The sequence below is a fragment of the Streptomyces sp. NPDC048623 genome, assembly GCF_040650755.1.
GTDB lineage: Bacteria > Actinomycetota > Actinomycetes > Streptomycetales > Streptomycetaceae > Streptomyces.
The window spans coordinates 94,211-108,028 of sequence record NZ_JBEZHV010000022.1 but is presented as its reverse complement, the minus strand read 5'-3'; the positions used below and the strand labels follow the sequence as shown (position 1 = coordinate 108,028).

The 13,818-nt window shown below is 73.5% G+C and carries 15 protein-coding genes and 2 pseudogenes; 6 read left to right on the top strand and 11 right to left on the bottom strand.

Going from position 1 to position 13,818, the window contains the following annotated elements; all coding sequences use genetic code 11:
- Positions 1-13: 13 nt before the first annotated feature.
- Positions 14-1,114 carry a nitric oxide synthase oxygenase gene (locus AB0C73_RS27840; protein WP_362535548.1) on the bottom strand — a complete coding sequence of 367 codons (1,101 nt, stop codon included), beginning with the start codon at positions 1,112-1,114 and terminating at the stop codon, positions 14-16.
- Between the two features lie 339 nt (positions 1,115-1,453).
- Here AB0C73_RS27840 and AB0C73_RS27835 point away from each other — a divergent pair, with 339 nt between their 5' ends.
- Positions 1,454-2,254, top strand: a complete 801-nt coding sequence (locus AB0C73_RS27835; RefSeq protein WP_362535423.1) for a DUF4389 domain-containing protein — start codon at positions 1,454-1,456, stop codon at positions 2,252-2,254.
- 149 nt (positions 2,255-2,403) lie between these two features.
- Here the strand turns inward: AB0C73_RS27835 and AB0C73_RS27830 are convergent, their stop codons facing one another.
- From AB0C73_RS27830 to AB0C73_RS27810, 5 genes and pseudogenes are all read right to left on the bottom strand, one after another.
- Positions 2,404-3,003 (bottom strand): TIGR03086 family metal-binding protein, encoded by a 600-nt coding sequence (locus tag AB0C73_RS27830; protein ID WP_362535420.1) that lies wholly within the window; start codon positions 3,001-3,003, stop codon positions 2,404-2,406.
- Positions 3,000-3,473, bottom strand: a complete 474-nt coding sequence (locus AB0C73_RS27825; protein ID WP_362535417.1) for an SRPBCC domain-containing protein — start codon at positions 3,471-3,473, stop codon at positions 3,000-3,002. The genes AB0C73_RS27830 and AB0C73_RS27825 overlap by 4 nt, the downstream gene beginning before the upstream one ends.
- Positions 3,470-3,820: a metalloregulator ArsR/SmtB family transcription factor gene (locus AB0C73_RS27820; RefSeq protein ID WP_362535414.1), complete on the bottom strand. Its 351-nt coding sequence runs from the start codon at positions 3,818-3,820 to the stop codon at positions 3,470-3,472. The genes AB0C73_RS27825 and AB0C73_RS27820 overlap by 4 nt, the downstream gene beginning before the upstream one ends.
- A 94-nt stretch (positions 3,821-3,914) precedes the next feature.
- Positions 3,915-4,034 (bottom strand): annotated as a pseudogene (locus AB0C73_RS27815) (IS5/IS1182 family transposase); the annotation flags it as partial.
- Between the two features lie 42 nt (positions 4,035-4,076).
- Positions 4,077-4,350 (bottom strand): annotated as a pseudogene (locus AB0C73_RS27810) (NAD(P)-dependent alcohol dehydrogenase); the annotation flags it as partial.
- A gap of 174 nt (positions 4,351-4,524) precedes the next feature.
- Between AB0C73_RS27810 and AB0C73_RS27805 the strand changes: the two are divergent.
- Both AB0C73_RS27805 and AB0C73_RS27800 read left to right on the top strand, forming a co-directional pair.
- The gene (locus tag AB0C73_RS27805) at positions 4,525-5,766 is read left to right on the top strand and encodes an MFS transporter (protein WP_362535411.1); all 1,242 of its coding nucleotides are present in this window, start codon (positions 4,525-4,527) and stop codon (positions 5,764-5,766) included.
- A gap of 83 nt (positions 5,767-5,849) precedes the next feature.
- Positions 5,850-6,608, top strand: coding sequence for a hypothetical protein (locus tag AB0C73_RS27800; RefSeq protein WP_362535408.1), 759 nt, complete (start codon positions 5,850-5,852; stop codon positions 6,606-6,608).
- 482 nt (positions 6,609-7,090) lie between these two features.
- On the opposite strand, the gene AB0C73_RS27795 is transcribed toward AB0C73_RS27800, so the two are convergent.
- Both AB0C73_RS27795 and AB0C73_RS27790 read right to left on the bottom strand, forming a co-directional pair.
- The gene (locus tag AB0C73_RS27795) at positions 7,091-7,849 is read right to left on the bottom strand and encodes a 2-phosphosulfolactate phosphatase (RefSeq protein ID WP_362535405.1); all 759 of its coding nucleotides are present in this window, start codon (positions 7,847-7,849) and stop codon (positions 7,091-7,093) included.
- Positions 7,842-8,066, bottom strand: coding sequence for a hypothetical protein (locus tag AB0C73_RS27790; RefSeq protein ID WP_362535403.1), 225 nt, complete (start codon positions 8,064-8,066; stop codon positions 7,842-7,844). The genes AB0C73_RS27795 and AB0C73_RS27790 overlap by 8 nt, the downstream gene beginning before the upstream one ends.
- Before the next feature lie 246 nt (positions 8,067-8,312).
- On the opposite strand from AB0C73_RS27790, the gene AB0C73_RS27785 reads away from it, so the two are divergent.
- Together AB0C73_RS27785 and AB0C73_RS27780 are read left to right on the top strand one after the other, a co-directional pair.
- On the top strand, positions 8,313-9,791 hold the full coding sequence (locus AB0C73_RS27785; protein WP_362535400.1) for a glutamate-cysteine ligase family protein: 1,479 nt from the start codon (positions 8,313-8,315) through the stop codon (positions 9,789-9,791).
- 106 nt (positions 9,792-9,897) lie between these two features.
- Positions 9,898-10,494, top strand: coding sequence for a hypothetical protein (locus AB0C73_RS27780; RefSeq protein WP_362535399.1), 597 nt, complete (start codon positions 9,898-9,900; stop codon positions 10,492-10,494).
- Between the two features lie 21 nt (positions 10,495-10,515).
- Here AB0C73_RS27780 and AB0C73_RS27775 read toward each other — a convergent pair whose 3' ends face one another.
- The 3 genes from AB0C73_RS27775 to AB0C73_RS27765 all read right to left on the bottom strand — a co-directional run bounded on the left by AB0C73_RS27775 (position 10,516) and on the right by AB0C73_RS27765 (position 12,907).
- On the bottom strand, positions 10,516-10,800 hold the full coding sequence (locus AB0C73_RS27775) for a hypothetical protein (RefSeq protein ID WP_362535396.1): 285 nt from the start codon (positions 10,798-10,800) through the stop codon (positions 10,516-10,518).
- Positions 10,797-11,171, bottom strand: coding sequence for a hypothetical protein (locus tag AB0C73_RS27770; protein ID WP_362535395.1), 375 nt, complete (start codon positions 11,169-11,171; stop codon positions 10,797-10,799). Before AB0C73_RS27770 ends, AB0C73_RS27775 begins: the two co-directional genes overlap by 4 nt.
- Positions 11,172-11,386: 215 nt before the next feature.
- Positions 11,387-12,907, bottom strand: a complete 1,521-nt coding sequence (locus AB0C73_RS27765; protein WP_362535393.1) for a carboxylesterase family protein — start codon at positions 12,905-12,907, stop codon at positions 11,387-11,389.
- A gap of 191 nt (positions 12,908-13,098) precedes the next feature.
- On the opposite strand from AB0C73_RS27765, the gene AB0C73_RS27760 reads away from it, so the two are divergent.
- A complete protein-coding gene (locus AB0C73_RS27760; protein WP_362535390.1) occupies positions 13,099-13,776 on the top strand; it encodes a macro domain-containing protein in 678 nt (225 codons plus the stop codon).
- Positions 13,777-13,818 lie beyond the last annotated feature (42 nt).

The window sequence follows — 13,818 nt, the reverse complement described above, 5'->3', positions numbered from 1 at the left end:
GGGCGTGTCGGGCCTAATGAGTCGCGTCGGGCCGGTCGGCCCGGGGGAGGAAGGCGGGGCGCGTGTCCGGCTCCACCGGGTCGTAGTAGCGGTGGAACACCGGGGTCGCGGAGCCGGAGACAGGAGGAACGATCCAGCTCCAGTCCGCCGGGGTCGGCCGGCCGTGCCGGATCTCCTGCGCGATGTGCCGCAGGAAGCGCTCGGACTCGGTGTGATGGTCCGCCATCGTCACGCCCGCCTCCTCGAAGGAGTGCAGCACCGCCACGTTCAGCTCGACCAGGGCACGGTCCCGCCACAGCGTCCGCTCGCTCGACCGGTCGAGCCCCAGCCGGTCGGCCATCCTGGGCAGCAGGTCGTAGCGCTCGGTGTCGGCCAGGTTCCGGGCGCCGATCTCGGTGCCCATGTACCAGCCGTTGAACGGGGCCGCCGGGTACCGGATCCCGCCGATCTCCAGGACCATCTCGCTGATCGCCGGGACCGTGTACCAGCGCAGCCCGAACTCGGCGAACCACGGGTGGTCCGGGTGCCGCAGCGGCACCTCCGTCACCGTGCCGTCCGGCAGTTCGAACCACTCGGGGCGCGCTCCGGGCCGCTCCCGCACCATCAGCGGCAGCACCTGGAACGCCTCCTCGTCCCGCTTCCAGCCGAGCGCCCGGGCCTCGGCCGTGAGCCGGGCACTGCGCGGATCGCCGACCCAGGAGCCGCCGGCCGTACGGTGCCCGGCGTAGCGGATCAGCTGGTCGTTGGCGATCCGCGGCGCGGGCCGCCCCGGCCGGTCCGGCGCGAAGACGGAGATCACCGGGCGGATCCGGCCCCCGTTCGCGGCGAGCCGCAGATGCTCGAAGCACTCCTCCGCGATCTCACCGGGCGCGGTGACCTGCCGCAGGTCGCGCACCACCAGGCTGCGCCAGTAGAGCCGGCCGATGCAGCGGGCCGCGTTCCTCCAGGCCACCCGCGCGCCGAACGCCAGCTCGGCGGGGGAGTGGACATACGTCCCGGTCCGGTCGATCTCGGCGAGCACCTCCCGTACCCGAGGCTCCGCGTCCCCGGCCTGCGGCTGCTCCTCGTGGAACTGACGGACGAACCGTTCCGCCTCCCGCCGGAGCGGTGGCACCGGGGGCGCGGCGACCGGCGGTGCGACCTGCGGTGCGACCGGTGCGACTGGCGGTGCGACCGGCGGGGCGGACTTGCGGCGACGACTCAGACTGAAGACCAAGGTGTTCCCTCCCTGGCCTCATGACTACCGTACGCATCCACGCGGGTGTGGAGAGTAGTTGAAAACGTGCCTGACGCGGCCTCTGTGCTGGTATCGTGCCCGCCTCTCGCAGCGGCCTCTCGCAGCCGTCCCGTGCCCGCCCGATGCCCCGCACGGCCCCCGTGGCCGTGCGCACCCCGTACCGCCGCGCCAGGATCGAGGGGACTCTGCCACCCAGGGACCCGCACGGAGGCGGCCATGAGCGCAGGCTGGGAACCCCGTCCCATGGCGGACACCGACGAGGGCGAGTTCCGCCCGCCGCTCGACGTGTCCGCGCCGGGACGACAACGCCGCTGGACCGTGTTCCTGCGCTGGCTGCTGCTCATCCCGCAGTTCGTCGTGGTCGTGGTGCTGTCCGTCGCGGCGTTCTTCGTGGCGATCGTCGGCTGGTTCGCCGCCCTCGTCCTCGGCCGGCTGCCCGACCCGATCCACTCCTTCCTCGGCGACGTCCTCGCCTACCAGACCCGGGTGACGGCCAGCTCGATGCTGCTCGTCGACCGCTACCCGCCGTTCGCCTTCGACGCCCCGGACTACCCCCTCCAGATCGAACTGCGCCAGACACCGCTCAACCGGCTCGCCGTCCTCTTCCGCCTCATCCTGATGATCCCGGCGTCCATCGTCAGCGGCCTCGCCCAGTCCGGCTGGTTCGCCATCGGCTGGGTGTTCTGGATCATCACGATCATCCTGGGCCGCCTGCCCGAGCCCGTGTTCGCCGCGACGGCGGCCGTCGTCCGCTACCGCATGCGGTTCAGCGCGTACGCGATGATGCTCACCCCGGTGTACCCCAAGGGCGTCTTCGGCGACGAGCCCGCGCCCGCCGCCCAGAAGCCCCTGTCGGCCACCCGCCCGCTGGTCCTCGGCACCTCTGCCAAGGTCCTCGTCTGGGTGTTCCTGATCCTCGGCCTCGCCGGCCAGATCACCAACAGCGTGATCACCGGCGGTGACGACGACTACTACGACGACGGCCGCCAGGCGGGACCCGTGCGCATCGCGCCGTAAGGCGTGCTGCACGCCGGGGAGCAGCCGAACATGGTCTGGCGTCGTGTGGGTGCTGCGGTCTCGGGGAAGACCAGTTCACATCCGGAGCAGCCCTCGCCGCGGTGATCGGACACAGAGGGCCTCGCCCGGCGGACCGAGCTGAGCTCGACTCAGCTCGGTCGCCGGCCTGGATGACGGCCAGTCAGGCCAAGGAGTCGGTCCAGAAGCGGCGCATGGTCGGGGACAGGCAGCGGGGGCCCGAACAGGCCCGGGCTGCCGTCCGGGTTCTGCTCGACAACCGACCGGACCCAGTCGTAAGCCGTCTCCAACGCCTCGACCAGCGACGGGTCGCCACCGGGGAAGGGCTGACCTGTCGCGACGGCGAGTTCCCACCCGTGCACCACCACCTCGTCCACGGCGGAGGCCCCAGCGGCCCGTGCCGGCAGCTCACCACCGCCGACCTGCGTCGTGCCGGCCCAGGCAACGGACGGTCGCCATGCCTGAGCCAGTTCGTCCAGCCGGGCGGGCAGGCGATCGCGCCAGTCCGTGCCCAGCCTCGATGCGGCCGGCACGGGGGCCCGACCACCGTCCGCGCGGAACTCCTTGGTGCCGGCGGCGGTGAAGGCCATGCACAGGCTGTCGATGTGGTCGAGGAGCTCGGCGACCGTGAGGCCACCACAGGGCGTCGGCGCGTCGAGCTGGTCGTCGCGCACGCCCCGGACGAGCTCGGCCAGGACCGACGTCGCGGGTCGCAGGTCCGGTGTCGTCATGCCTTCACCGCCACGGCCAGCCGGTCAAGCACGGAGTCCCAACCACCGCCGATCTGCTGCGCGGCATCGGGCATGGCGGCAGCGAGCGCGTCCAGTCGCTCGTGGACGATGACGAGTCTGGTCCCTTCGGGCACCGGGCGCAGGGTAACCGTCAGCAGGGAGTCGAATCGGGGTCCGGCGTCGCGGTCGGGACCAACGAAGCCCCAGCGGAAGGCGATACGCTCGTTCGGCACGAGCTCCAGCAGTTCGGCCTCGAACCCGCCGACCGGCGTGTCCGAATGGGTTTGCCAGATGCGGAAGCGGCCGCCGACGCGCTCGTCGACCTCGGCACGGGCGAGTTCCAACGCGCCTGGCGCGAGCCATCGTTGCAGGACTTCCGGGTCGAGCCAGGCTCGGTAGACGGCGGCCGGAGGAGCGGAGAGCGTGCGCTCACGCCGGACCGTCGGGAAGGGGGTGGGGCTGGACGTCATTGAGACTCCTCCTCGTCAAAATCGGTGGTCCGCTCCACGGCGTCCTGCAGGGCGTCGAGTCGCTCGTCCCAGAAGTGCTCGTAGAAGCGCAGCCAGGCGACCGCGCTGGACAGCGGCTCCAGCCGCAAGCGGCATATGTGACGCCGTCCGGTGGCGGTGCGCCGCACCAAGCCCGCCTGTTCGAGCACCTTCAGGTGCTTCGACGCCGCCGCCAGCGACATCTGCAGCGGCGCAGCGAGTTCGCCCACGGTGAGATCACCTGCGGCGAGTCGGCGCAGCATCTCGCGTCGCGCATCATGGGCCAGGGCGTGGAAGACCGCGTCCAGCGCCGGAGCACCTTCAACCATGTGGTTGACAATACGCCGGCCCGGCCATTCATTCAACCATCTGGTTAACGGTTGGCCTCGGCGAAGACGCTGCCGGGCGGCTCGACCTGCAGATCCCCTCTTTGCGCGCACCGGCCGCGTGCTGGTGCGCGCGGGTGATCGCGGGGTAGACGGAGATGTCCCAGGTGATCAGGCCCTTCGCATCGGCGCGGGCCTGGAGCTGCTCGAGAATCCGGTGGCGGTGCCGGTAGCGGTGGCGGGACCGGCACTGGTGCCGTCAGCCGTTGGGCAGGACGCGCGCGCCCCCTGACGCGTCCCTCGTGCAGCCGCTCGTACGCCAGTGGCGCCGCGTCCATGTTGTACGTCTCGACGTGCACGTCCACGGCGTCGGACCGGGCCAGGTCGAGCACCTCGATCAGCTCGGCCCGGGTGCCCCAGTACGGCGCGGTGACCGTCGCCTCGTACGGCAGCGCGCCGAAACCCACCGGCAGCATGCCGCCGCCCAGTCCGACGATGGTGACGTCCCCCTCGACCGCGACCATGGTGCCCGCGGCGGTGGCGGTCGGCGGCCCGGCCGCGGCGGTCCGTTCCCTCCAGCAGAACCCGCGACGTCCCGGCGCGCAGAGCGAGGAGGTGCCTTGACGAGCGCGCGGAAGAGGGCGGCGCGCCGCCGTCCCGGTGCGTTGGCCGGGCCCGGTGGGACCACCCGGGTTACGGTCGGCGCCATGCGCGAAGACGGCGGTGAGCACAGCAGTGAGCACGGCGGTGAGGACCGGGCGGCACGGCGGGGATGGCTGCCGTGCCTGCTCGCCGGAGCGGTGTTCGTCGTCTGCATGGCCGGCACCACCCTGCCGACCCCGCTCTACCCTCTCTACCAGCAGGAATTCGGCTTCTCCGAGCTGACCGTGACCGTCGTCTACGCGGTGTACGCGTTCGGCGTCATCGGCGTACTTCTCCTCGCCGGCAACGCCTCCGACACCGTCGGCCGGCGGCCCGCCCTGCTCTGGGGCCTCGGCTGCGCCGCCGCCAGTGCCGGCTGCTTCCTGGCCGCCGACGGGCTCCCCTGGCTGTATGCCGGCCGCCTCTTCTCGGGCCTGTCGGCGGGCCTCTTCACCGGCGCCGCCACCGCCTACGTCCTGGAACTCGCCCCGCCCGGCGGCGCCTCCCGCGCCACCTTCGTGGCCACCGCCGCCAACATGGGTGGCCTCGGCTGCGGCCCCCTCCTCGCCGGGCTCCTCGCCGAATACGCGACCGACCCGCTCACGCTCCCCTTCGCCGTCCACCTCACCCTGGTGATCGCCTCGGCCCTCGTCCTGCTGCGGCTGCCCGAGACCGTCACCGACCGGCGCCCGCTGTCCTCGGTCCGCCCCCAGCGCCCCGCCCTGCCCCCGCAGGTCCGGGCCGTCTTCGTGCCCGCGGCCATCGCCGCCTTCGTCGGCTTCGCCCTCTTCGGCGTCTTCACCTCCGTGAGCCCCGCCTTCCTCGCCCGCTACCTCCACGTCGACAACCACGCCGTCAGCGGCCTCGTCGTCGCCCTCGCCTTCTTCGCCTCCACGGCCGGTCAACTCGCCGTCGGCCGCGTCGGTGTCGCCCGCTCCCTGCCCGTCGGCTGCGCCGTCCTCTTCGCCGGCCTGCTCCTCCTCGCCGGCGCCCTCGCCACCGACACCCTCGCCCTCGTCGTCCTGTCCGCCCTGGTCGGCGGCACCGGCCAGGGCCTCGCCTTCCGTGCCGCGATCGCCGCGGTCGCCCAGGCCGCCCCCGCCGACCGCCGCGCGGCGGTCATCTCCACCCTCTTCGTCGTCGCCTACACGGGCATCTCCCTCCCTGTCATCGGCGTCGGCCTGCTCTCCGACCCCCTCGGCCTGGAGGGCGCCGGCCTCGTCTTCATCGCCTGCATGCTGATGCTGATCGTTCCGGCGGCGGGGTATCTGCTGCGGAGGCCGGTGAGGGTGGGGGAGGGGCGGTGACGACCGGTGTCGGGTGGGTACGGCCCGGGCCTCCCGCGGGAATTCCGCGTGACAGGCGGACCCGCCTCCGCGACCATCGACCGATGATGACCACGGAACCCGCTCGCCGCCCGCTGCTCCAGCTCCGGATCGTCTCCCCGCCGGCGGGCTCTGAGCGCGGCGTCCCCGAGGTCCGCCCCGTCGTCGACGGCCAGGACCTGCTGGTGGACGGCTCCTCCCACTGGCGCGGCGCGAGCCCACGTCACCTGCTGGATCCGGACGACAGGCCGCTGCACGCCGATGCCGTGCCGCGCGAGGTGCGGCTCGCGGGTGGCGGATGCGGCGTGGAGAGCTGCTGCGGCGCGCTCTACGTGACCGTGGTGCGGGACGGCGACGAGGTGGTCTGGTCGGGCTGGCGGGACCCGGCCGGACCCGGAATCCGGCTACCCGAACTGCGCTTCGACGCCGAGCCGTACGAGGCGGAGGTGCGGCGGGCGACGGCGGACCGGGGCTGGGAGTGGCCGGCCTGCGCGGTCGCGAGGCTCCTGGAGGCCGCGTTGCGGAGGCGCGAGGACTGGCTCGCCCGCTGGGAGTGCGAACTGGAGGCGGTCTGGGCCGCCCGCCGCGAACCCGACCGCATCCACGTCGTCCTGGGGCACCCTGGCATCGACCTTGAGGACGGCCGGCCCTGGCTCCAGTTCGGCCTGACCCTCCTCGTCGACGACGGCGACCCCACCGAGCAGGCCGGGCGCTTCGAGGCCCAGCTGACCGCCGCTGACCCACGCGCAGTGGCCGAGGTGTGGGGAGGCTCGGCGGACGCCGAGCGGCTCGGCTACCCCTGGCCGCCGACCCTGGGGGAATGAAGAAGGCCGGGGGGAGCGGCACGGCCCGGTTGCGCCCTACGGGGGGCACGGCCCGGGGCGCATTTCGGTTGAGTCGAACGTCGACGCGGGCCGCCCCTGCGCCGTGCCGGTCCCGCGCGACCCGGATTCCGGCCGGGGCGCGGCGCGGCCCTTGGCGTAGGGCCTCGGTGTCAGAACCCGCTCTGCGCCTTGCCGCACGGTGAGTGCGGCCGCCTGTCGAGGCTCGTCCCAGGGCGCCGCCTGCGCGCGGCGGAGGCGCCCAGACTTCGGCTGCGCTGAACGCCGGACACGGCCACCCCCGCACCGCGCTGGTCTCGCGCGTCCTGGATTCCGACAGGGTCGAGGGCCCCAGGCGTAGGGTCCTGGTGTCAGAACCCGCTCCGCGCCGCGCCGTACGGCGAGTGCGCCGTCCGTCGTGGCGCGGCCCGAGGCGTCGCCGGTACGAGGCCGAGGCGTCGTGAGCGCCCCGCCTGCGGCGCCCGTCACGGCCGCCCGGGTACCTCGACCGGCCGGACCACCGTCAGCGCGCCCTCGCGGCGCGCCACCATCGCGAAGCCGAAACGGTCCGCCTCCAGGCACAGCGCGACGTCGTCCGCGTGCACACCCCGGTAGCCCCGGCGCAGCCCCTCGGCGAGGTCGGCCGCCGCCCGGGAGGTCCGGGCGCGGTGCAGATACGGGGCCACATCGCCGACCCCACCGGCCTCGCTCGCGCCGCCCGAGTCGAACCGCCCCGCGATGTACTCGGCGCAGGCCAGGTCCTCGTCCGCCCGCCCGTCCTCGCCGGTGACGACGAACGTCACCGGCGAGGAGACTCCCGCACCCGCGCCCCGCAGGAACGCGGCCGTCGCGCCCGCCACCACGAAACTCGCGCACAGGACGAGCTCGGCGCCGCCGACGGCCAGCGCGCCCACCGTCCCCGCCGTCGTCTTCTGCACCACCGTACGGCCGGCCAGGTCGGACGCCCTGACCAGGCCCGGCGAGTTCACCGCGTCGAACCCCTCAGCCGGTGTCCCGTCCTTGAGCGCGAGCCACCCCGGACGGGCGGCCTTGAGGGCCAGCGCCTCGGCCTCCGACGCCGCCAGGACGATCCGTTCCGCGCCGCGCGCGAAGGCCCACGCGGCCACGGTGAAGGCGCGCATGACGTCGACGACGACGGCGACGCGCGGCGGGCGCCCGGTCAACTCCGGTATGCCGAGGAAACGGTGCCGGTCGTGGCACCCCGCGGGCACCGCCTCACTCACCGCCGCCACCGTCACCGCCCCCACCGCCCAGCAGATGCTGGTCCGACCCCTGACGCTTACGGCTCGCGCGCTGCGCGCCCCGTACGAGTTCCCCGGCCGCGAGCGTGGCGGCCGCCACGCCCCGTACCCAGCGCGGTCCGCCCCGCGCCGCCCAGACGACGCAGCCGCATCCCGCGGCCACCAGCACGAGGACGGCGCTCAGTACGAGCACGATCATGCCCGTTCCCCCCTTGATCTCCCGGTTTCCCGGCACCTTGCGTGGTCGGCGCCATTCTTCCAGCTCGCTCCGACAGCCGGCGGACCCCGACCCCGCCCCCGACCCCCCGACCCCGCCCCCGACCCCTCGACCGCGCCATCCGCCCCTGCCCCCACCCGCCGCCCCGCTGGCCGCCCTCCGCCTCCCGGTGGCACGCTGAGAGGAGGGAGACGAGGGATCCGTACCGACGACAGGCGGGAGGACCCGATGGGCCGCGACGTCCCGGCGCTCACGTTCACCCGTGACGACCGCCGCCGGTTCCGCGACAGAACCCACACCTGCCTCGACGTCCTCGCCCGCATGCTGCGCGAGGCACGCTTCGACGTCGAGCGGCCCCAGGTCGGCCTGGAGATCGAACTCAACCTCGTCGACGACGCCGCCCGCCCCGCCATGCGCAGCACCGAGGTCCTCGAAGCGATCGCCGACCCCGCCTGGGACAGCGAGCTCGGCCGCTTCAACCTGGAGATCAACATCGCGCCCCGGCGTCTCGCCGCGGGCGGCCCCGACGCCTGGGAGGGCGAGATCCGCGCGGCCCTCGACCACGCCGAGGAGCGGGCCTCGCAGGTCGGCACCCACCTTGTCATGATCGGCACCCTGCCCACCCTGGACCGCGCCGACGTCGACCACTCCGCCCTCTCCGAGAACCCCCGCTACCACCTGCTCAACGAGCAGATCTTCGCCGCCCGCGGCGAGGACCTCCTCATCGAGATCGACGGCGTCGAACGGCTCCGCACCTACGCCGACACCATCACCCCCGAGGCCGCTTGCACCAGCACCCAGTTCCATCTCCAGGTCGCACCCGAGGAGTTCGCCGACCACTGGAACGCCGCCCAGGCCGTCGCCGGCGTCCAGATCGCCCTCGCCGCCAACTCGCCCTTCCTCTTCGGCCGGGAACTGTGGAGCGAGACCCGCATCCCGCTCTTCGAACAGGCCACCGACACCCGCCCCGACGAGCTCAGGATCCAGGGCGTACGCCCGCGCGTGTGGTTCGGCGAGCGCTGGATCACCAGCGTCTTCGACCTGTTCGAGGAGAACACCCGCTACTTCCCCGCCCTGCTGCCGCTCGTCGACGACGAGGACCCCGAGGCCGCCCTCGACCGCGGCGACATCCCCCACCTCGCCGAACTCACCCTCCACAACGGCACCGTCTACCGCTGGAACCGGCCCGTCTACGCGGTCGTCGACGGCGTCCCGCACCTCCGCGTCGAGAACCGCGTCCTGCCCGCCGGCCCCACCGTCGCCGACGTCATGTCCAACGGCGCCTTCTACTACGGACTCCTCCGCGCCCTCGTCGACGAGGACCGCCCCGTGTGGACCCGTATGTCCTTCTCCGCCGCCGAGGACAACCTCCACACCGCGGCCCGCCGAGGCATCGACGCCGAGCTCTTCTGGCCCGGCATGGGCCAGGTCCCCGCCAGCGAACTCGTCCTGCGCCGCCTGCTGCCGCTGGCCCACCGCGGCCTGGAACGCCTCGGCCTCGACGCACAGTGGCGCGAGCCGCTCCTGGGCATCATCGAGCAGCGCTGCGTCACCGGCCGCAACGGCGCCGTGTGGCAGTCCGAGATGTTCCACCGCCTCCACGACGTCACCCACCTGCCCCGCGCCGAGGCACTGCGCCGGATGACCGGCCAGTACATCGACTACATGCACCTCAACGCCCCGGCGCACACCTGGCCGGTCGACTGACCGGCCGCCGGCCGCCCGCCGCCCATTGCCCCCGTTGTCAGTGCCGGATGCCAGAGTGGGCGTACGGGGCCGGACCGCGGCCCGTGGACGGGAGGGAACGGGAAGCATGGGGGACTACTTCGAGCGGATCGTCGACATCGACATCGACGCGACGGCGGAGGAGGCCGGCCTGCTCGCGGACCGGATCACCGAATGGCTCGTCGCCGAGGGTGTCATCACCCGCGCACCGGACGGCACGGGCATGTACAGCCAGTACGCGGACGGGGGCTACGCCCCCGGCCCCCGGTGGACCCGCGCCGTGCAGGCGGACCTCGGCCGGCCGCCGGGCCCGCTCGCCGTCATCACCGGCCGCCACCACTTCGTCGGCGGCCAGGGCGAGGACGACGCCGAATACGCCGTCTGCCCGCGCTGCGCCACCCGCACCACCTTCATCGACTACCCGAACTCCTTCGAGGCCGACGAACCGACCTGGGCCCCCTTCCGCGCGGCCGTCGAAGCCTGGGAGGCCACCGGCACGGGCGAGGCCATATGTCCCGCCTGCGCCACCCCGTCGCCCGTCACCGACTGGCAGTGGTGCGACTCCTACGCCCTGGGCACGCTCTGCCTCGAATTCTGGGGCTGGCCCCCGCTGTCGGACGCCTTCGTCGCGGATGTCACCGCCTGCCTGGGGCACCGTACGGCACAGCACACGGGCAAGTTCTGACACCGGGGGCTCTGCCGGCGGCTACGGCCCGGCGATGAGGAAGATGATCTCGACGCGGCCCGGCGCGTCGCCCGCCGGGTCGTGGACGCGGTAGAGCAGCGTGATGGTGAGGCCGTTGTCGCTCGCCGGCAAGGTGGCGACGCGGCGCAGCTCCGCGCCCCGTACCGGCTGGGGGCGGGATTCCGGTGGGCGCGGCTCCTCGGCCAGCGCGGCCAGGGCGTCATGGAGGGCGCGGCGGCCGCCGGGGGAGAGATGGGCGATCTCGTTGTAGAGCCTGCGGGGGATCTCGACGCTCCAGTGGGTCACGAGGCGGCGCCGCCCTTGTCGAGCTCGGCGAACAGGTCCTCCACCGTCATCAGTTCCGTCTCGCCGGCGAGCGAGGCGCGTATCGCCTCCCGCACCTCGGGACGCGTGCGCATCGCGACCAGCTGCCGCGCCTGCGTGATGACCGTCCGGTGCCCCGTCCCGAACCGGGCGGCGTCGAGACGCGCGTCGAAAGCGGTCAGCTCGGCCGGATCGATGTCGGCGAGCGCCGCCCGCAGCTCGGCAAGCGTCTGCGGCCCCTCGTCGTCCTCCAGCCGGTACGGACTGGCGTAGACGGGAGCGGATACGGACAGGGGTGCGGGAGCGGACGCGGACCCGGACCCGGACGTGGTGTCGTGCGGCAGAGGACTCATGAGCGTGCCTCCTCGTCTCGTACGGCTTCCACGGTACTGCGGGCCCGGCCCCGGGCGGGAGGCTCCGGTCACGGCGAATGTGCCGTCGGCGAGGTCAGGGGATCGAGGTGCCGCGCCTGCGAACACCGGTGAGACCTCGTCACATCCCGGCACCTCTCGTCGAGTGAACCCTCACCCTCACGTCCAGGGTCACGGTTCGCTCCTCTCGGGAACGGTCACCGCCGGATCGGACCGAAGCCGACGCCCCTCCAGAGCGCGCGCCGCGCGGACCCGCGATCGTCGGTGACGCGGTCCTCAGGCACGGCCCAGTGATGGACCGGCGTCGCGCCCTCGGTCAGTGCGGGCCAGCCAGGGTCGCCGGTCGCCGCGAAGTCGGCCCAGGCCCGGACCATGCGGGAGGAGAGAGCCCGGTCGGCCGCGTCGGGAGCCGCACCGAGGAGGAAATCAGCGCCTTCCGCGTCGAGGTTGGCGAAGGCGAAGGGCACATCGGCGGTGTGCCAGGGCCGGGTGGGTCCGCCCTCGACCTGGCGCCTACGGGCGAAGCGGGACAGGTGGGCCCGGCCGCCGGCGCGGACGTGCTGCTCGGCGAGCCGGCTGCTGTACTCGCCGAACTGCGCGTCGCCGAACAGCGCCAGATAGCGGTCCCGTACCGGCGCTCCGGGCATCAGCTCCCGGTATGCGTCGGGCAGGGCGGCCGGAAGGCCGAAGGCCCGTGCGAAGGCGCCGAGTTCCTCCTCGGACGTGACGTCCCGGATCGCTCCCACCCGGTGCAGGAACCAGCACTCCTCCAGCGTGTGACACACCAGCAGGTCCACCTCCCGCGCCGCACCCGCCCCCAGCGCGTCGAGCGGGGTCGCCGGAAGCACCTCGCCGTCGACGACGGGCTGGTACACCACCGGGTTGTACGCCTGCACCGCCGCCACCGGACCGCCCTCCCGGCACCGCGCCGCCACCCCGTCGGACGCGGCCACGAGCCGCTCCGGCGCGGCGGACAGCAGCCCGTCCGCCGTCGCGGCCACACCGGCCTCCGCCGCGACGGCCGAGGTGATCGCCGCGGCGACCTCGGGTACGTAGAAGGCGCTGGGCACGCTGTGCGCGACGACCCGGTGGAACAGCCCACGCGCCTCCTCCATCGCCATCAGGCACACGGCCGAACCGGCGCCCGACGACTGCCCGGCGACCGTCACCCGCCCCGGATCGCCGCCGAACGCGGCGATGCCGTCCTGGACCCAGCGCAGTGCCGCCACCAGGTCGAGCAGCCCCCGGTTGTCGGGAAAGCCGGGCACATGGCCGAATCCCTCGAACCCGACCCGGTGCCCGACACTCACCACGACCAATCCGGCGCGGGCCAGCGCGGCCCCGTCGAAGTCGGGCTGGGCCGGCGAACCGAAGGTGTACGCGCCGCCGTGCACCCACACCAGCACCGGCCTCGCGCCCCCGGCCGCGGTCCCCGGCCCGGCCCACACGTTGAGCGTGAGGACGTCCTCGTCCCCGGGCCGCCACACCGGCGCGCCCGGCAGCCGCGCGGACTGCGGCGAGATCGGCCCGAAGTCCCCGCAGTCCCGCGTCCCGCTCCACGAGGCCGCCGGGCGCGGCGCCCGGAACCGGTACGGGCCGAAGGGCGGGGCGCCGTACGGGATGCCGAGCACGGCCACGCCCCCGTCGTCCGTCCGCCGGCCCCGCACCCGGCCCTTCGGCGTATGGAACTCGGTCCCCGCCCCTGCCGTCCCGCTCACGCGCGCCCCCTGTCTCTTCTCCCGGCCCTCGCCGTCCGACGGAAGATCCTTTGTACCGGACCGCCCGCCCCGGACGGGAACCGTCGGCACGGGTGACGGCAGGTCAGCGCCCCCGTCGTCCGAGGGCGTTGTCAGTGGTGGCCGATAGCGTCGTGGGTGTTGGAAGAGACCGTTCCTGACAGGGGGCATCGATGACCGAGGGCAGTGTGGCGACCACGCTCAGGGTGGTTCTGACGGACGTCAACGCGGGTGTGGTGGAGGCCTGGCGCGCGGCCTTCGCCGATACGCGGGGGATCGAGATCCGGCGGGGTTCGATCCTCGACGAGGACGTGGACGCGTGGGTCACGCCGACGAACGCGGCGGGGCGGATGGACGGCGGTGTCGACGCCGTCATCAAGCGGCACCTCGGGGCGGGGATCCAGCTGCGGGTGCAGCGGGCGATCCGGGACCGGTTCGCCGGCCGCCTGCCGGTGGGCAGCGCCGTGTGCGTGCCGTCCGGGGCGACCGTGCCGCGGTTCCTCATCTCGACACCGACCATGGTGGGCTCCTCGCAGAACGTGAGCGAGACCCTCAACGTCGCCATGGCCTGCGCGGCGGCCTTCCAGGCCGTGCACCGGCAGAACCGGAAGGCGCCCGGCAGCATCCGCTCGGTCGCGCTGGTCGGGATGGGCGCCGCGACCGGCCGCGTGCCGGCGCGGATCTGCGCCAACCTCATGTGGACCGGCTACACCCTCTTCCACGACCACTGGTTCGAGGACGACGACGAGCTGCGCGCCACGATCACCTCCCAGCTTGCCGGCATCGACCAGGCCCCGCAGACCACGAGGGTGCGGATCATGCCGCCGAAAGGGCATTCCTTTCGTCCCTGACAGCACCGGGGCAGCCGCCGGTACGGCCGACGGCCCGGCCGC